This window comes from Nesterenkonia aerolata (assembly GCF_031470965.1).
GTDB lineage: Bacteria > Actinomycetota > Actinomycetes > Actinomycetales > Micrococcaceae > Nesterenkonia > Nesterenkonia aerolata.
Genome location: NZ_JAVKGR010000020.1, coordinates 19,752 through 36,253, shown reverse-complemented (window position 1 = coordinate 36,253; position 16,502 = coordinate 19,752). Strand labels below are relative to the sequence as shown.

Annotated in this window: 18 protein-coding genes and 1 tRNA gene; 6 read left to right on the top strand and 13 right to left on the bottom strand. The window is 66.1% G+C overall.

Annotation, left to right across the window (positions count from 1 at the left end; genetic code table 11):
• Positions 1–138: 138 nt before the first annotated feature.
• On the bottom strand, positions 139–807 hold the full coding sequence (locus RIL96_RS12035) for a GntR family transcriptional regulator (protein ID WP_310549268.1): 669 nt from the start codon (positions 805–807) through the stop codon (positions 139–141).
• Positions 808–965: 158 nt separating this feature from the next.
• Between RIL96_RS12035 and RIL96_RS12030 the strand changes: the two genes are divergently transcribed.
• The 5 genes from RIL96_RS12030 to purU are packed head-to-tail and all read left to right on the top strand — an operon-like array spanning position 966 to position 6,936.
• A complete protein-coding gene (locus RIL96_RS12030) occupies positions 966–2,183 on the top strand; it encodes a sarcosine oxidase subunit beta family protein (protein ID WP_310549267.1) in 1,218 nt (405 codons plus the stop codon).
• A gap of 29 nt (positions 2,184–2,212) precedes the next feature.
• On the top strand, positions 2,213–2,473 hold the full coding sequence (locus RIL96_RS12025; protein WP_310549266.1) for a sarcosine oxidase subunit delta: 261 nt from the start codon (positions 2,213–2,215) through the stop codon (positions 2,471–2,473).
• A complete protein-coding gene (locus RIL96_RS12020) occupies positions 2,470–5,403 on the top strand; it encodes a glycine cleavage T C-terminal barrel domain-containing protein (RefSeq protein WP_310549265.1) in 2,934 nt (977 codons plus the stop codon). Before RIL96_RS12025 ends, RIL96_RS12020 begins: the two co-directional genes overlap by 4 nt.
• Positions 5,396–6,046 (top strand): sarcosine oxidase subunit gamma, encoded by a 651-nt coding sequence (locus RIL96_RS12015; RefSeq protein WP_310549264.1) that lies wholly within the window; start codon positions 5,396–5,398, stop codon positions 6,044–6,046. Before RIL96_RS12020 ends, RIL96_RS12015 begins: the two co-directional genes overlap by 8 nt.
• Complete coding sequence (purU, locus tag RIL96_RS12010; RefSeq protein ID WP_310549263.1) at positions 6,046–6,936, top strand: formyltetrahydrofolate deformylase; 891 nt, start codon at positions 6,046–6,048, stop codon at positions 6,934–6,936. The genes RIL96_RS12015 and purU overlap by 1 nt, the downstream gene beginning before the upstream one ends.
• A gap of 9 nt (positions 6,937–6,945) precedes the next feature.
• Here the strand turns inward: purU and RIL96_RS12005 are convergent, their stop codons facing one another.
• The 9 genes from RIL96_RS12005 to RIL96_RS11965 form a co-directional block, all read right to left on the bottom strand.
• Positions 6,946–7,653: a M50 family metallopeptidase gene (locus RIL96_RS12005; RefSeq protein ID WP_310549262.1), complete on the bottom strand. Its 708-nt coding sequence runs from the start codon at positions 7,651–7,653 to the stop codon at positions 6,946–6,948.
• A 156-nt stretch (positions 7,654–7,809) separates the two neighbouring features.
• A complete protein-coding gene (locus tag RIL96_RS12000; protein WP_310549261.1) occupies positions 7,810–8,259 on the bottom strand; it encodes an N-acetylmuramoyl-L-alanine amidase in 450 nt (149 codons plus the stop codon).
• Positions 8,259–8,594, bottom strand: a complete 336-nt coding sequence (locus tag RIL96_RS11995; protein ID WP_310549260.1) for a hypothetical protein — start codon at positions 8,592–8,594, stop codon at positions 8,259–8,261. Before RIL96_RS11995 ends, RIL96_RS12000 begins: the two co-directional genes overlap by 1 nt.
• The gene (locus RIL96_RS11990; RefSeq protein WP_310549259.1) at positions 8,569–8,877 is read right to left on the bottom strand and encodes a hypothetical protein; all 309 of its coding nucleotides are present in this window, start codon (positions 8,875–8,877) and stop codon (positions 8,569–8,571) included. The genes RIL96_RS11995 and RIL96_RS11990 overlap by 26 nt, the downstream gene beginning before the upstream one ends.
• Before the next feature lie 127 nt (positions 8,878–9,004).
• Positions 9,005–9,078: transfer RNA gene (locus RIL96_RS11985), tRNA-Pro, on the bottom strand.
• Between the two features lie 109 nt (positions 9,079–9,187).
• Positions 9,188–10,732, bottom strand: a complete 1,545-nt coding sequence (gene der, locus RIL96_RS11980; protein ID WP_310549258.1) for a ribosome biogenesis GTPase Der — start codon at positions 10,730–10,732, stop codon at positions 9,188–9,190.
• Positions 10,733–10,791: 59 nt separating this feature from the next.
• Positions 10,792–11,514 (bottom strand): (d)CMP kinase, encoded by a 723-nt coding sequence (gene cmk / locus RIL96_RS11975; protein ID WP_310549257.1) that lies wholly within the window; start codon positions 11,512–11,514, stop codon positions 10,792–10,794.
• Positions 11,511–12,665, bottom strand: coding sequence for a prephenate dehydrogenase (locus tag RIL96_RS11970; RefSeq protein ID WP_310549256.1), 1,155 nt, complete (start codon positions 12,663–12,665; stop codon positions 11,511–11,513). The genes cmk and RIL96_RS11970 overlap by 4 nt, the downstream gene beginning before the upstream one ends.
• On the bottom strand, positions 12,662–13,705 hold the full coding sequence (locus RIL96_RS11965) for a pseudouridine synthase (protein ID WP_310549255.1): 1,044 nt from the start codon (positions 13,703–13,705) through the stop codon (positions 12,662–12,664). Before RIL96_RS11965 ends, RIL96_RS11970 begins: the two co-directional genes overlap by 4 nt.
• 122 nt (positions 13,706–13,827) lie before the next feature.
• Here RIL96_RS11965 and RIL96_RS11960 point away from each other — a divergent pair, with 122 nt between their 5' ends.
• Complete coding sequence (locus RIL96_RS11960) at positions 13,828–14,061, top strand: hypothetical protein (RefSeq protein ID WP_310549254.1); 234 nt, start codon at positions 13,828–13,830, stop codon at positions 14,059–14,061.
• Here the strand turns inward: RIL96_RS11960 and scpB are convergent.
• Genes scpB through RIL96_RS11945 form a run of 3 tightly spaced genes read right to left on the bottom strand, consistent with a single transcriptional unit; the run spans position 14,049 to position 16,424 of the window.
• The gene (scpB, locus tag RIL96_RS11955) at positions 14,049–14,642 is read right to left on the bottom strand and encodes an SMC-Scp complex subunit ScpB (RefSeq protein WP_310549253.1); all 594 of its coding nucleotides are present in this window, start codon (positions 14,640–14,642) and stop codon (positions 14,049–14,051) included. The two genes, RIL96_RS11960 and scpB, sit on opposite strands and share 13 nt — an antisense overlap.
• Positions 14,635–15,510, bottom strand: a complete 876-nt coding sequence (locus tag RIL96_RS11950) for a segregation and condensation protein A (RefSeq protein ID WP_310549252.1) — start codon at positions 15,508–15,510, stop codon at positions 14,635–14,637. The genes scpB and RIL96_RS11950 overlap by 8 nt, the downstream gene beginning before the upstream one ends.
• 26 nt (positions 15,511–15,536) lie before the next feature.
• The gene (locus RIL96_RS11945; RefSeq protein WP_310549251.1) at positions 15,537–16,424 is read right to left on the bottom strand and encodes a ParA family protein; all 888 of its coding nucleotides are present in this window, start codon (positions 16,422–16,424) and stop codon (positions 15,537–15,539) included.
• Positions 16,425–16,502 lie beyond the last annotated feature (78 nt).

The following is a 16,502-nucleotide window of genomic DNA, read 5'->3' as shown; positions in this document are numbered from 1 at the left end:
GAGTAGTCCTCTGCGCCATCATCGCCTGCCTACGCACATAGGAGACACGCCCTAGCCAACAGCCGCCTGCTGGTGCTGATCATCATCAGCACCAGCAATGTCTCATGAACCGAAGTCCTCTGCCCGATCACTCTGAGATCACACCACGGCACGGACCACACGATCGAAGTGCGCGACATGTCCCGCCGCCAGCTCTTCGGCGCGTTCAGCCTCTCCGCCCAGCACTGCCTCGATGAGTGCGACATGCTCCATGACGTGCTCATCCATCGGCGGAATGCGGTCAAGCATGGCGCACCACATGCGGGTGACCAGGCTGTCCAGGCGCACCAGAGTCTCCTCCAGGTACAGGTTCTCTGAGGCTCGGCTGATGAGTCGATGAATCCGCAGGTCGCCCTCGAGCAGCTGACGGGCGTCGATGTCAGAGTCTGACTCAAGGGCGGTGAGCCGCTGCACCTCCTCGGCCAGCGCGCCACGTACGGACCCGCCACGCTGCTGGGCGGCCTTGCGGGCGGCCAGCGGCACCAGCGCCTGTCGCATCTCCGAGATCCCGGACAGTTCAGTGATGTCGACGTTGGTGGCGAAGGTGCCCCGGCGTGAGAAGGTCACGACCAGGTGGTCCGCCTCAAGGCGCTTGAGCGCTTCACGCAACGGAGTCCGCCCCACTCCCAGCTCTGCCGCCAGTCGGTTCTCGGCGATGGGGGCACCGGGGGCGATATCGAGCAGGACGAGCTGCTGGCGCAGCAGGCGATAGGCATGATCGGCCATCGACTCCGGGTGCGCATCAGGGGATTCGACGGAGGTCGTCATCGGCCAGCCTCCTCGGCAGGTCATCTCTGGGAGCTCTTGTCAGGGAGATATCAGTACCCCTAGACTCTAGCGCACTAGTGATATATCAGTTGTAGCTCACTTGATCATCTGCGCTGAGGCGCACCACACTGCAGTCGACGATCACACGGAGTCTGACCATGGCAGAGATGCTCCCCCCACATCCAGACTTCCTCTGGCGAAACCCCGAGCCGAAATCCAGCTACGACGTCGTCATCGTCGGTGGTGGCGGCCACGGCCTGGCCACGGCGTACTATCTGGCGTCCCGCTACGGCATCACCGATGTCGCGGTGCTGGAGAAGGGCTGGTTGGCCGGCGGGAACATGGCGCGTAACACCGCGATCATCCGTTCGAACTACCTCTGGGACGAATCCGCGGCGATCTACGAGAAATCGTTGAAGCTCTGGGAGGAGCTCCCCGCGGAACTCGACTACGATTTCCTGTTCTCCCAGCGCGGGGTACTCAACCTCGCCCATACCCTGCAGGATGTGCGTGACTCCCGGCGTCGAGTCAACGCCAACTACCTCAACGGTGTGGATGCAGAGTTCCTCGACCCCGAGCAGGTCAAGGAGATCTGCCCGATCATCAACATCGACGACGACATCCGCTACCCCGTCATGGGAGCCACCTACCAGCCGCGGGCCGGCATCGCCAAGCATGATCACGTGGCCTGGGCACTGGCGCGGCGGTGCGATGAGATGGGCGTCGACATCATCCAGAACTGCGAGGTCACCGGCTTCGTCAAGGACGGAGACCGGGTGACCGGCGTGGAGACCAGCTCCGGGCTCATCCACACTGAGACCGTCGGCATGGCGGCAGCCGGCCGCTCCTCCCAGGTCGCCGAGATGGCCGGTATCCGCCTGCCCATCCAGTCCCACCCGCTGCAGGCTCTCGTCTCAGAGCTCTTCGAACCGGTACACCCCACTGTGGTCATGTCCAACCATGTGCACGTCTATGTCTCACAGGCGCATAAGGGTGAACTGGTCATGGGTGCCGGGGTGGATTCCTACAACGGGTTTGGACAGCGTGGCGGCTTCCACGTCATCGAGGACCAGATGGCCGCCGCCGTGGAGCTCTTCCCGCTCTTCGCCCGAGCCCACCTCATCCGCACCTGGGGCGGCATCGTGGACACGACCCCGGATGCCTCCCCGATCATCTCCCCCACTGAGGTCACCGGTCTCTACGTGAACTGCGGCTGGGGCACCGGGGGGTTCAAAGGCACCCCCGCCTCCGGGCTGACCTTCGCCCACACGATCGCCACCGGGCAACCCCATCCGCTCAATGCGCCCTTCGTGCTGGAACGTTTCGAGACCGGGCATCTGATCGACGAACACGGCGCCGCCGCCGTCGCGCACTGACCTCACCGGCGCAGGTATAGGAGAAGACCATGCTGCTCATCACGTGTCCGCACTGCGGACCTCGCGACGAAGTCGAATTCCACTACGGAGGGCAGGCCGATGTCGCCTACCCGCAGGATCCACAGAGCCTCGACGACGCCGCGTGGGCCCAGTTCCTGTTCTACCGCGACAATCCTGCCGGGGCCTTCGCCGAGCGTTGGCAGCATTCGGCGGGCTGCCGCAAATGGTTCGACGTCGTCCGCGACACCGTCACCTATGAGTTTCTGACTCCGGAAGGAGAGCAGCGATGACCAGCCGACTCAGCGACGACCAGTCCCCCGGATACGGCGTGGACCGCAACACCTCTCTCAGCTTCACCCTCGACGGCGCGGCCCACACCGGCGTGGCCGGAGACACCATCGCCAGCGCGCTGGTCGCCTCCGGTGAGCTGGGCTGCGGCCCGTCCCTGTATCTGGGGCGGCCGCGCGGGATCATGGCCGCCGGGGTCGAGGAGCCCAACGCGCTGCTCCACCTCGCCCCGCGCAGCGCCGACCAGCCCGCTGAGTCCATGCTTCCAGCGACGACGGTGAGCCTGGTCGACGGGTTGGAGGCCTCGTGGCTGCAGGGGCTCGGACGCCTCGATGACCAACCAGACGGCGCGCTCTACGACCGTCAATACGTCCACACCGATGTCCTCGTCGTCGGTGCCGGGCCGGCCGGCCTCGCCGCCGCGGCCCAGGCTGCGGCGACCGGGGCGCGGACCATGCTGATCGATGACCAGCCGATGCCCGGCGGGTGGCTGCTGGGCACCCGTGGGGAGGTCATCGACGGTCTCGATGCGGTGGCCTGGGCACAGCGGACGATCGAAGAGGCCCGGGCGGCGGCGGAGTTCACCTACCTGCCCCGGACCACTGCGTTCGGCAGCTATGACGCCAACTATGTGGTGGCGCTCGAGAACCGGACCGACCATCTGCCCGCTGCTGCACGGCCCGGAGTCTCCCGTCAGCGCATCTGGCACATCCGGGCGGCTGAGGTGGTCCTGGCCACCGGCGCCCATGAACGGCCGCTGATGTTCGCCGAGAACGACCGTCCCGGCATCATGCTCGCCGAATCCGTACGGACCTACCTCAACCGTTATGCAGCGCTGGCCGGCGAGCAGATCGTCATCGCCACCACCAATGATGCCGTCTACAGCCTGGTCGAGGACCTCGTTGACGCCGGGGTTCCGCCGCTGGCCGTGGTGGACTCCCGCCCGGACGCAAGCCAGCGGGCGGCCGATGTCCTGCAGGCCACCGGGGCCCGCGGGATCTTCGGCGCAGCTGTCACCGGCACTGACGGTGATGCCGCCAGCGGCCGTGTGACCGCGGTGACCGTCCATCACCTCGATGCTGACGGTGTGCCGGTCGGCTCCGGTGAGCAGGTCTCCGCAGACCTGCTGGCGGTCTCCGGAGGGCACTCTCCTGTGGTGCATCTGCACAGCCAACGGCAGGGCAGTCTGAGCTGGGACGAGTCACTGGCTGCTTTCATCCCCTCGGCACCGGTGGCGCACCAGCAGAGCGTCGGCGCGATGGCGGGAACTTGGTCGCTCGATGCCGCCCTGCGCACCGGCGCCGAGGCCGGCCGGCGGGCGGCCGAGGCCTACGCGTTCCAGGACGATCCCGGGGCCACCCCCGCGGTACCGTCGGCTGAGGGAGCACGCGCGGATCTGGGCTACGGGCCGGTCCGGCCGCTGTGGTTGACCGGCGCGCCGGGTAGCCAGGATCCGGCGGAGTGGACGACGCATTTCGTCGATTTCCAGCGCGACCAGACCGTGGCCGATGCCCTGCGTGCGGTCGGGGCCGGGATGCACTCGGTCGAGCATGTCAAACGCTATACCTCCATCTCCACGGCCCACGATCAGGGGCGGACCAGTGCGGTGAACACTGTGGGGCTGCTGGCCTCGGTGCTCGGCGCCGAGCACCCCGGTGAGATCGGCACGACGGGCTTCCGCGCACCGTATACGCCGGTGGCCTTCGCCGCACTGGCCGGGCGCCGTCGCGGGGAGCTCTTCGATCCGGCCCGGATCACGAACATCCACTCCTGGCACGAGTCTCAGGGAGCGGTCTTCGAGGATGTCGGCCAGTGGAAGCGTCCCCGGTATTACCCGCGTGCGGGCGAGGACATGGAGACAGCCGTGCTGCGCGAATGTGCTGCCGCCCGGGAGTCGGTGGGCTTCCAGGACGTCTCCACGCTGGGCAAGATCGAGATCCGCGGGACCGATACCGGTGAGTTCCTGAACCGGATCTATACCAACGCCTTTGCCAAACTGCCGGTCGGCAAGGGCCGTTACGGCCTGATGTGTACCCCGGACGGGATGATCTTCGATGACGGGGTGACCCTGCGGATCGCTGAGGACCGGTTTCTGATGACCACCACATCCGGTAGTGCGGCGAAGGTGCTGGATTGGCTCGAGGAGTGGCATCAGACTGAATGGCCGGAGCTCGACGTCGTCTTCACCTCGGTGACCGAGCAGTGGAACACCGTTGCGGTGGTCGGGCCGAAGTCCCGGGAGGTGATCGCCCGCATCGCACCGGATCTGGATGTCTCGAACGAAGCCTTCGGATTCATGGCATTCCGTGAGACGACGCTGAGCAATGGGATCCCCGCACGCATCTGCCGGGTGTCCTTCTCCGGAGAGCTCGCCTTCGAAGTCAATGTGGCGAACTACTACGGGCTGGCGGCTTGGGAGCTCATCGCTGAGGCTGGCGAGCCCTTCGACATCACTCCCTACGGCACGGAGACGATGCATGTGCTGCGAGCGGAGAAGGGACTGATCATCGTCGGGCAGGACACTGACGGCACGGTCACCCCGCAGGATGCGGGCATGGAGTGGGCGGTCTCGAAGACCAAGGACTTCATCGGGCGCCGATCCTACTCGCGGCCGGATACCGCGCGCGAGGACCGCAAACATCTGGTGGGCGTGCTGCCCGTAGATGGGAAGACCCTGCTGCCGGAGGGCGCCCAGCTGGTGGCGGAACAGACGCCGCTGACCCCGCAGGATGCTCCGGTGCCGATGCTCGGTCACGTCACCTCGTCCTACCGTTCGGCGGCGCTGGGCAGGCCGTTCGGCCTGGCCCTGGTGTGGAACGGCCGGAACCGTATCGGTGAGACGGTCCGCAGTCCGGTCGGCGATCAGCTCGTCGACGTCGAGATCACCTCCCATGTCCTCTTCGATCCGGAAGGAGCCCGTCGTGATGGCTGAGCAGAGGATTATCGACCAGACGGCGCCCTCGTTGTCCGAGCTGCGCCGCTCCCCTGCGGCCCATATGGCTGAGCAGATGCGCGCCGCCGACGTCGAGGGTTCCCGCGGGGTCAGGCTCCGAGAGATCCCCTTCGCCCTGCAACTGGGTATCCGTGCCGTGCCGGGAACACCCGCGGCTGAGGCGGCGGCCCAGGCGTGGGGGGTGGCTTTGCCAGCTGGCCCGCAGGCAGCTCAGACGGTGACCGGGGACTCCGAGGGCCGGCACATCATCTGGCTCTCCCCGGATGAGTTCCTCGCCGTGGAGGCTACCGGCCAGGCGGGCCTCGTCGATGGGAGCAGCTTCGAGGGTGCGCTCGAGGGGCTTCCTGGTCAGATCCTGGATCTCTCGGGGAACCGGACGATCCTGGAGCTGAGTGGACCCAGTGCCCGGGCGGTGCTGGAGAAGGGGTGCCATGTGGACCTTCATCCGCGGGTGTTCGCCGTCGGGGCTGCGGCATCCACGCTGCTCGGGCCGGTGCCGGTGATCATCCACCGTACACAGCAGGAGGTCTTCCGGGTTCTGCCCCGGGCGTCGTTCGCCGACTACATGGTGCGGTGGCTGCTCGATGCGATGGCGGAGTTCGCCACAGAGGAGCTGATCTGATGACGCGGGAACTGGTGCTGACCTTCGACAGCCCGGAACGCCCGGGGCTTGTCCATGCGGTGACCGGTGTTCTTGCCGCCGAAGGTGGGGACATCGTCGAGCTCAAGCAGTTCGATGACCCGCATACGGAGCATTTCTTTCTGCGCGTGCATTTCCGGATCGGTGGTTCCGGTGACACTGAGGCTGATGCTGAGGCTGCTGAGCTGAGTACACGCGAACAGGCGATCCGTGCTGCACTGGAGGACTTGGCCGCGGAGGTCAGCGCCCGCTGGGAGCTGACAGCCCACGGTCAGCGGCGGCGGCTGCTGGTGATGGCGTCGAAGTCGGGGCACTGCCTCAATGATCTGCTGTACCGCACGCGGGTGGGTGAGCTGCCGGCCGATATCGCGATGGTGGTCTCGAACCACCCGGATCACCGGCAGGTGGTCGAATGGCACGGCATCCCGTACTTCCATGTGCCGGTCACCCCGGAGACGAAGCCGGAGGCCGAAGCGAAGCTGCTGGAACTCATCGATCGTTTCGACGTCGATCTGGTGGTGCTGGCCCGGTATATGCAGGTCCTCTCCGATGATCTCTCCCGTCAGCTGTCCGGCCGGGCGATCAATATCCACCATTCGTTCCTGCCGTCTTTCAAGGGCGCGAAACCGTACCACCAGGCTTTTGAGCGCGGAGTGAAGACCGTCGGGGCCACCGCTCACTACGTCAATGACGAGCTCGACGAGGGTCCGATCATCTCCCAGCGAGTTGTGGACGTCGATCACACCTTCGGCCCGGAGGATCTGGTGGCGGCAGGGCGGGATTCGGAGTGCAAGGCGCTCTCGGAGGCTGTGCGGTGGCACTGTGAGGGGCGAGTGTTCCTCAACGGTGTGAAGACGGTGGTGCTGCGATAGCGCGGGTTCTCAGGTCAGGGCCCACAGCGCGGCGGCGGAGACAGTGCAGACGGTGAGGAAGAGCAGGATCAGCCAGAGCGTGCGCGGCAGCGAGGTGGCTGCGGCGGCGAGGGCGGCGTCGGTGGTCTCAGCGCCACGCCCCCGGACGTGAACACCTATCAGCGCGATGACCGCCCGCACCGCAGCCACCGCGTAGACCACGGCAAGGACGACGACGGTGTAGCCGATCACTTCCTCTGAGCCGTACCACCAGATCAGTCCCGTGGCGAGGAGCGAGGCCGCGCAGGAGAGGACGCCGATGACATTGCGGCTGAGCAGCAGAGCCAGTATGAGCAGTCCTTGGTAGAGGGTCAGCCCGGCTCCGGCGTGGCCGGTACCAACTGAGACGGCGAGGCCCCAGGCCAGCAGGGCCGGTGCGGGGTAGCCGGCGAGTGCGGTGAGAAGCATACCGAGCCCGCGGGGGCGGCCCCGGCTGAGGGTGACTCCGGAGGTGTCGCTGTGGACACGGATGCCGCTGACCCGGCGGCCGGTGAGCCACGCCGCCAGCACGTGACCCATCTCGTGGATGATCGTTCCGGTCTGGGAGAAGAGCCGCGCGAGCACTGGGATGAAGGAGGCTGCCAAGGCTACGGCGGCGAGGATCAGCACCACTTGGGGGTCTGCGGTGACCTCGCTCGTCCACCTCTGCGCGACGGCGTCGAACACTTCACTGATCACGTCTGCCTCCTCGAGCCTCACCCTAGGATGACAGACCATCCCCTCAGGTCCGTCATCGGAGCTGGCCGGGAGGTCGAGCGAGTCATGCCCCTCTCATGACGCCCATGATGATCGTCTCGAGAGGGGCATGACGGGTCAGTAGTAGGGTCCTGTCAGTCACAGCCCCGCGGCGACTCGACGGCGGATCTCCTGCCAGTCCACGGTGTTCGGGCACAGGGTATCGGAGACAGAGTTGTGCGGGATGATCGCGATCTGCGGGTCGAGGTCGTAGCGTCGGCAGATCTCGATGCACAGCTGGACTGAGGTATCCATAGTCCAGGAGTCCGGTGCACGGTCCTGGTCTGCGGAATGCTCGATCCCTACTGAGCGTCGGTTGGTGGCCAGGTGTCCGGCGTGCCATGCGGTGTTCTGTTCAGAGACGTGCTGACTGACTTCGCCCTCACCGATGGAGTAGTGGGCACTGACCCCAGATGAGGTCTGGGCGAAGGTCGCATCGGCGGCGGCTCGGGTGCCGACGATGTAATGGATGACGATCCGGTCGATACTGGCGCCTGCCCGGCCGACTGTGTGGTTCGGCGAGACACGCCAGGTGACGTTGACGCTCATCAGCGATCACCTCCGGAGGCCGCAGCGGCCTTCTGACGTGCTTCCACGCGGTGAGACCCGTCCCTGCCCATCGGGCATGACATGGGGAAATCTCCGTCGGAACCGTCACCGGCCACCCCTGCGTGGTCAGGGGCGTTGCCGGGGTTGCTCTGCGGCCGGTCCGAGCCCTGCTCTCCAGGGCGGGGCGAGGCGACGGCAGATCCGGCGACGACGCCGGAGGTCACTGCCGCAGCTGAGGCGACAGCTACTGATGCACCCAGCAGCACTCCCCTGCGGTCCATCGGCGTCACGTGGTCAGGTGTTCCAGTCTCAGTCCAGTCTCTCTTCTGTGACATACCCACAACCCTTGCGCATCATGTTCTGCATATCAACCATTAGCGGACGACGAGGTCTCAGCGACACTGCCCCAAGAGACAGGCCCAGCAGCACTCCGGGGACGAAGAAGGCGATCAGCACGCGCTCAGTCAGCAGCACTTCCATCAACGCCGTAGGAAGTACCAAGCCGACGAAACGTCCCTCATCGACGACTGCCAGAGTCGGTTCGCCGTGCTCGATGCCTCTCCACGCCGCCTGTTCCTGCGCCGTGTTCGATGACACGATCCGCGGCTGGGCGTCCATCGGCTGCCTCAAGGGTGTATCAGGTGCGGGCGATGGGATTATCGCATCGGGCGAGCAGACGGGCCCATGTCCACACGAGAAAAGCCCTGGATCGCTGTCATTGCAGCGATCCAGGGCTTTCGTCCTGTCGGGCTGACAGGATTTGAACCTGCGACCCCACGACCCCCAGTCGTGTGCGCTACCAAACTGCGCCACAGCCCGTAAACACCCGGAACGCGTCCCGGGCACCGGAAGAGTCTACCTCAGGATGACCATGGATGCCGCATCGGCGCAGCCCATGACGGCCCCTATTGGAACCTCAGCCGTCAGCTCACTTCTTCCGGCGCCGCTTCTCCCGCACCCGCATGCTGATATCGATCGGCGTACCGGTGAAGTCGAAGGTCTCGCGTAGCCGCCGCATGATGAACCGCCGGTATCCCGGGTCCAGGAACCCGGTGGTGAACAGCACGAACTTCGGCGGCCGGGAGGACGGCTGGGTGGCGAAGAGAATTCGCGGCTGCTTGCCCCCGCGCACCGGGTGTGGATGCGCAGCTACCAACTCCCCCAGGAACGCGTTGAGCCGCCCGGTGGGAATCCGCTGACTCCAGTTCTCCAGCGCGGTGTCCAACGCAGGAGCCAGCTTGTCCTTGTGCCACCCCGTACGTGCCGAGACGTTCACTCGCGGCGCCCAGCTGACATGCCCCAGATCCCGGTTGATCTCCCGCTCCAAGTAGTACCTGCGCTCCTCGTCGAGCAGATCCCATTTGTTATAGGCGATCACCAAAGCCCGTCCGGAATCCACAGCCATCTGCAGAATCCGCACGTCCTGCTCGGAAGTCGGCTCATCCACGGCTAGCAGCGCCACGGCGACCTCCGCCTTATCCAATGCCCGCTGGGTGCGCAGCATCGCATAATACTCCGAGCCCTGCGCCATATGCTGGCGCCGCCGCACCCCGGCAGTGTCCACGAAACGCCAGGTCTCGCCGCCGAGTTCGATGTACTCGTCCACAGGGTCACGGGTGGTGCCGGCGACGTCGTCGACCACCACGCGCTCAGACCCGGCCAATTTATTCAGCAGAGAGGACTTGCCCACATTCGGCCGGCCGATCAGCGCCACCCGCCGCGGCCCGCCGATGGGGATCATCCCACCGTGCTGAGCGGTCTCCGGCAGCAGCTTGACCACCGCATCCAGCACGTCACCGGTGCCGTTACCGTGCAGCGCAGAGATCGGATACGGCTCCCCCAGCCCCAAGTTCCACAGCGGATACACCTCAGCCATATGCGCTTCGGTCTCCACCTTATTGGCCAGCAGCACCACCGGTTTGCGCTTGCGCCGCAGCATCTTTACCACCGCCTCGTCCACGGCGGTCGCCCCGACCAGCCCGTCGACGACGAAAGCCACCACATCAGCCTCGTCCACGGCGATCTCCGCCTGCTCAGCCACCCGCTTGTGGATGCCCTTGGCGTCCTGCTCCCACCCGCCGGTATCGACGATGGTGAAGTCCTTGCCGTTCCACTCCGCCTCATAGGAGACGCGGTCACGGGTCACCCCCGGCACATCTTCCACCACAGCCTGACGAGCGCGGATGATGCGGTTGACCAACGTCGACTTGCCCACATTGGGCCGTCCGATGATCGCCAACACCGGCGGTGCGGCCACCTCCGGGATGAAGTCCTCATCCTCGACGTCAGTCTCGAGAAGATAGGTGTCCTCGTCTTCGAGGTCATAGTCCTCGAGCCCGGCACGCAGCGCGGCGGCACGTGCCTCGGCCTCATCATCGGTGATGGCGGCAAGACGCTCGGCCAGACGGTCATCCTCGCCACTGGGGGTGTACTCGTCCGCGCTTTCGGGGCTCTGTGCGTCGTATCGGGCCACTGCAGCTCCTGATGGTTCCGGGGTGTCGGTCTGACGGCGGCCCGCAGACCGGGAATCCTCTACTGTACCGATTCGATGCGGCCGACCAGCGAATCCACCGTCTCCTCGAAACTCAGCTCCGAGGAATCGAGCACGGCCACACCGTCGGCAGCCTCAGTGAAGTTCGCCGCTGCGGAATCTCTGACATCACGTTCGATGACCTGCCGCTGCAACGCTTCCGCGGACTGCCCCCCACCAAGCTCGGCCCCCCGGCGGGCCAACCGAGCCTCGGCGGAGGCCGTCAACAGCACTCTGACCTGGGCGTCCGGGGCCACCACTGTGGTGATGTCACGGCCTTCAGCGATGACGAACCCGGCGGCATCGATCAGCCGCCGCTGCTCGGCGATCAGCACAGAACGGGCCTGCCGGTTCGTCGCCACGGCAGAGACGGCCTCAGAGATCCGCGATTCACGGATCGCGTGGGTCACATCCGATTCCCCCACCCATACCTTCTGATGGTCAGGATCCGTGGACAGCGAGAGCGGAGTCTCCTCCACCGCCACGGCCACCGCCGATTCGTCGTCGAAGTCGACACCGGTCTCCAGGCAGTACCAGGTCGCCGCACGGTACATCGCCCCGGTGTCGAGGTACTCCGCACCCAGCCGCCGGGCCGCAGCCCGGCACACACTGGACTTCCCAGACCCGGAAGGACCATCGACGGCGACGACGAGGCGCCCGTGACCCGAGGCCGACCCAGCCTCGGCAGCCGCCGTCTCCGCAGACTGCGAACGAGGATTCGTCACGACTGGATCACCTTCCATCCGAAGTCAGCCATCGCCTCAGCAAGTTCCTCTCGCCTGCCGGGCAGCACGGACAGTTCCACCATACCCACCTGGTGGCCTGCCGAATGCTCCATGCGCATGTCCTCAACGTTGACTCCCACTGTCGCCACATCATTGAGCACGGCAGCGATCTGGCCGGGCCTGTCATCGACGATCACCGTCAGCCGGGAGAAGGACTGCGGCGGCCCGCCATGCTTACCGGGCACCCGCGCCCGGCCAGCGTTGCCCTCCGCGATGAGCTGGGCGATATCCGCCTGACCGCCCGGAGCACGCGGGCTCTCGAGGGTGTGGATGAGCCGGTCGACGTCATCGCGGAGCCCATAGAGGATCTCGGTGATCGGCGCAGCGTTCGAGGACAGGATCTGCACCCAGAGATTAGGATCCGAAGCGGCGATCCGGGTGACGTCGCGCAGCCCGTTGCCGGCCAGCTCCAATGCCGACGCCGACGCCCCCTGCAGCCGGGATGCCACTAAGGAGGCGGCGATCTGCGGCAGGTGTGAGATCAGGGCCACGGACCCATCATGGTCCTGAGGTGTCATGAAGTGCACCGTCGCCCCCAGACGCCGGGCGATCTCCTCGGCCCAGGCCACCGCCGCCTCAGACGGCAGCCTGCGACCACGGACCTCGGCGGGGGCGATCACCCACGGCATCGCAGTAAACAGCTCACCACGTGCCGCCACCGGTCCGGACTGCTCCCGTCCGGCCATCGGATGGGTGCCCACATAGCGCTCCAGGGCCTCCTCAGTGAGAGGATGCTCCGAATCGTCCACCAGCTCCCACAACTCACGCAGAATCTCTGCCTTGACCGAGGCGACATCCATCACGATCGCACCAGGGAACCGGGTCAGCGCCGCAGCCACTTCCACGGCGGTCGCTTCCGGCGGCGCCGCGACGACGACGATCTCCGGTTCCCGGTCCGACTCGGCAGCCACCGTACCGGCACCGATGTCCGCGGCGATGGCCTGCGCCACGGCAGAAGGATCTGAGAGGCTCACCCGATGTCCGCGGGCAGAGAGTCCCAGGCCGATGCTGGCGCCGAGCAGGCCGGTTCCGCGGATGAGCACCGTCGGCGCGTGCCGCGTGGCTTCCGGGGTGGTGTCCAGTGCATTCACCGGTCGGACTCCTTTCGGCCGCGATCTTTCCGCTGAGGCTCCCTCTGACCGGCGCCCTCTGTCTCCTGGCTTGCCTGGTACGGCTGACCGGGCTGTCCGGATTGATCTGTCAGGTCCAACAAATGGCCCAGCTCCTGTTTGCCCAGAGCGCGAACCGTCCCCTGGGGCTGGTCACCGATGGTGATCTCCCCGATTCCTGTGCGTACCAACCGGGTGACCGGGTGGCCGACGTGATCGAAGATACGGCGCACGATCCTGTTCCGCCCGGAATGCAGGGTGACTTCGACCAAGCTCCGTGCTCCCGCACCGCCTCGGTAGCTGTAGGAGTCCACGGCGATGGGGCCGTCATCGAGAACGATCCCGGCCCGCAGCGTCTTCCCCAAGCTCTTGGGCACGGCTCCCTCGACTTCGACGAGATAGGTCTTGGGCACCTCATAGGAGGGGTGGGTGAGCCGGTGGGCGAGTTCGCCGTCGTTGGTCAGCAGCAGCAGCCCTTCGGTCTCACGGTCCAGCCGTCCGACGTGGACCAGCCGGATCTGGCGCTGTTCGGCCGTGAGGTGATCGTCAATGCATGGCCGCCCCTGGGGGTCGGACATCGTGGTGACCACACCAGCGGGCTTGTTGAACATGTAGTAGCGGTGGGCGATGTCGAGCTGCAGCCGGACGCCGTCGACCCGCACCACCGCGGTCTCCGGGTCGATACGCACCCCGGGTTCGACGACGGTGTGCCCGTCGACGTCCACGCGGCCTTCAGCGATGAGGTCTTCGCAGACTCGGCGGGAGGCCACTCCGGCCTGAGCCAACACCTTCTGGAGCCGCACACCCTCGGGGACGTGGACAGCGGTGAAGTTCTCCTCAGCCTCGTCGGCACGGACCTTCGCACGTTCAGGGCCACGGCGCATAAGCCGCTGCGGCTTCTCCTCAGCGAACGGGCCACCCCGGGTGCCTGAACCGGGGGTCCGTGCTGCGCGTGCGGCCCGCGGCGGCTTGGACCGCTTCTGCTCGCGCCGCTGCGCCGGGCCACTCCCCCGTGAAGACATGCGCCCCATTCTATGGCCTGGGCTGCGCAGCGGCTGCATCGGGTCTGGCAGATCAACCCACCTTCCCCGCGCACACGACACCGGGCACAGGGCAGAGGTACCGGACAGGTACGGTGAAGATCATGGACCCCGTGAATCTGGTGCTCCCTGTGGGCCTGATGAACGCCTCCGTGATCACGCTCGCCGTGTGCATCGGCGGTCGCAACGGCTCTGCACGGAACTCGATGGTCGGCATCCGGCTGTGGTCGACCAAGTCCTCCCACGCAGCCTGGGTATCCGGCCACCGCGCGGCCAAAGAGACCCTCGTCGAAGAGCACCTCGCCGAAGAAGCACAGGACTCCGACTACTCCTCGTAGTCCTCAACAGCCTCGATGCCGGGCAGATGCGGGGACAGCTGAGGCAGATCATCGACCGAATCGATGCCGAGCTTCTCGAGGAACTCCGTAGTGGTCGTGTACTGCGTAGCTCCGGTGACCGGATCCGTTCCAGCGGTGTCCACCAACCCGCGATGAACCAGGGTCCGCACCACGCCGTCGACGTTCACCCCGCGCACCGCAGCCACCTGCGAGCGCGAGACCGGCTGCCGGTAGGCGATGACCGCCAGGGTCTCGAGTGCGGCCTGAGAAAGTCGTGCCGTCTGCCCGCCGAGGATGAACGCGGAGACCTGATCGGCATAACGCAGCCGCGAGTAGTACCGGAATCCCCCGGCGACCTCCCGCAGCTCATATCCACGTTCCCGCCGACCAGTTTCCTCCTCACCGTCGGCCTCTGAGCGCAGCTCATCGAGCAGGCCCTGCACCTGGTACTCCGGCAGCCGCACCGCCGCCGCGATCTCTGCCGCGGTCACCGGCTCCTCGACGACCATGAGGATCGCCTCGACAGTACCGAGCTGTTCCTCATGGGTCAGCAGCTGGTCCTGCACCTGTTCCTCAGCCATGATCCTCCTCAGCCTGGCCTTGATCCCACTCTGCCGCAGCGCGAGCTGCAGCAGCCGACTCCCCGGTCTCAGCACCGGCCCAGGTCACCGTCAGCTCACCCAACGGAGATTCCTGCCGCAGCTCGACGTCGCGATCCCGGAACAGCTCCAGCAACCCCAGGAACCGGACGACGACCACCAGCTGGTTCGGCGCATCGGCAATGAGCTCGGCAAAGCTGAGCGAGCCGTTGCCGCGCAGCATCTGCGTCATGGACGCCACCTCATCGCGGATGTTCACCGCATGGGCATGCAGATGCTCCAACCGGACGTCGTCGGGTTCGACCTCAGGCCGATCGAAAGCCCTCTGAGCGATCGCCGCCAGATCCTCCGGACTCGTCCGCCACACCAGTTCAGGCAGCAGCCCGCTGAGTTCCGGGTCCGTACCGGGGCTGCGCGGAAATATGCCGGCGTTCTCTTCGGCCGTGGTGCGGATATGCGCGGCGATCTCCTTGAACGCACGGTACTGCAGCAGCCGAGCGAAGAGCAGATCACGAGCCTCCAGGGCGGCGATGTCCTCCTCGGACTCGACCTCACCTGAGGGCAGCAACTGAGCAGCCTTGAGATCCAACAGCGTCGCTGCGACAAGCACGAAATGGGAGGACTCATCCAGTGCTTGGGGACTGTAGGTGCCGTCCTCCGCCGAGAGCGTCTTCACGTAGGTGATGAACTCATCAGTCACCGCGGCGAGGGCCACAGCGGTGATGTCCATCTGACGCTTGGCGATCAGCCCCAGCAGCAGATCGAAGGGACCGTCGAAGTTCTCCAGCCGGACGGTGAATCCGCTGGTCCCTTCAAGCTCGACCTCCGTCTCCCCGACGCCGTCAGCCACTGTGCCGCCTCACCACAGACCCCGGCTCAGGGGGCTCCGCCGCGGGCGATCAGCTCGCGCGCCAGCTGCCGGTAGGCCTTCGCACCCTCGTGCTTATGCGCATAGGAGGTGATGGGCTCGGCAGCGACTGTGGCATCGGGGAACTTCACCGTGCGCTTGATGACAGTTTCGAAGACCCTGTCACCGAAGGCCTCAACGATTCTGGTGATGACTTCCTGCGTATGCAGAGTGCGCATATCCACCATCGTCGCCAGCACCCCGTCGATCTCCAGATCCGGGTTCAGCCTGTCCTGGACCTTCTCGATGGTATCCACCAGCAGGGCGACAGCTCGCAGCGCGAAGAACTCCGCCACCAGCGGGATGATCACCCCGTGGGAGGCCGTCAGGGCGTTGATGGTCAGCAGTCCCAGCGAGGGCTGGCAATCGATGATGATGACGTCGTAGTCGTCACGGACCTGCCGCAGCGCACGCTCCAGGACCTGCTCCCGCGCTACCTCATTGACCAGCTGGACTTCAGCCGCGGAGAGGTCAATATTGGCCGGCAGCAGATCCACACCGGGGACATGGGTGGTCAGGATCGCATCCCGGGCGGTGACGGACTTCTCCATCAGCACCGTGTAGACGCTGGTCTCCAACTCATGCGGATTGGTCCCCAGCCCCACGGACAGGGCACCCTGCGGATCGAAGTCGACCATCAGCACCCGGCGGCCGTATTCGGCGAGCGCGGCACCGAGGTTGATCGCCGAGGTCGTCTTGCCCACCCCACCCTTCTGGTTGACCATCGCGATGGTCCGCGCGGGGCCGTGCCCATCCAGCGGCTTCGGTTCGGGGAACTGGTGCTTCGGGCGCCCGGTGGGGCCGATGATCGCCTCACCGTGGATGGTGAAGAGCTCCCTCGGCTGCTCGGTGGTCACGTGACGTCGCCTGCCTTTCCCACGTGCGGCGTGCTGTTCCGGTCTTCACCGGCCACCGGGCACACCACAGGTGCACCA

Coding starts and splice junctions, on each gene's coding strand:
- RIL96_RS12030 (WP_310549267.1), top strand. CDS start 966: ATGGCAGAGATGCTCCCCCCACATCCAGACTTCCTCTGGCGAAACCCC.
- RIL96_RS12025 (WP_310549266.1), top strand. CDS start 2,213: ATGCTGCTCATCACGTGTCCGCACTGCGGACCTCGCGACGAAGTCGAA.
- scpB (WP_310549253.1), bottom strand. CDS start 14,642: ATGGCTGAGGAACAGGTGCAGGACCAGCTGCTGACCCATGAGGAACAG.
- RIL96_RS12035 (WP_310549268.1), bottom strand. CDS start 807: ATGACGACCTCCGTCGAATCCCCTGATGCGCACCCGGAGTCGATGGCC.
- RIL96_RS11995 (WP_310549260.1), bottom strand. CDS start 8,594: ATGTCACAGAAGAGAGACTGGACTGAGACTGGAACACCTGACCACGTG.
- RIL96_RS11990 (WP_310549259.1), bottom strand. CDS start 8,877: ATGGACGCCCAGCCGCGGATCGTGTCATCGAACACGGCGCAGGAACAG.
- RIL96_RS11960 (WP_310549254.1), top strand. CDS start 13,828: ATGGACCCCGTGAATCTGGTGCTCCCTGTGGGCCTGATGAACGCCTCC.
- RIL96_RS12015 (WP_310549264.1), top strand. CDS start 5,396: ATGGCTGAGCAGAGGATTATCGACCAGACGGCGCCCTCGTTGTCCGAG.
- RIL96_RS11965 (WP_310549255.1), bottom strand. CDS start 13,705: ATGTCTTCACGGGGGAGTGGCCCGGCGCAGCGGCGCGAGCAGAAGCGG.
- RIL96_RS12000 (WP_310549261.1), bottom strand. CDS start 8,259: ATGAGCGTCAACGTCACCTGGCGTGTCTCGCCGAACCACACAGTCGGC.
- purU (WP_310549263.1), top strand. CDS start 6,046: ATGACGCGGGAACTGGTGCTGACCTTCGACAGCCCGGAACGCCCGGGG.
- RIL96_RS12020 (WP_310549265.1), top strand. CDS start 2,470: ATGACCAGCCGACTCAGCGACGACCAGTCCCCCGGATACGGCGTGGAC.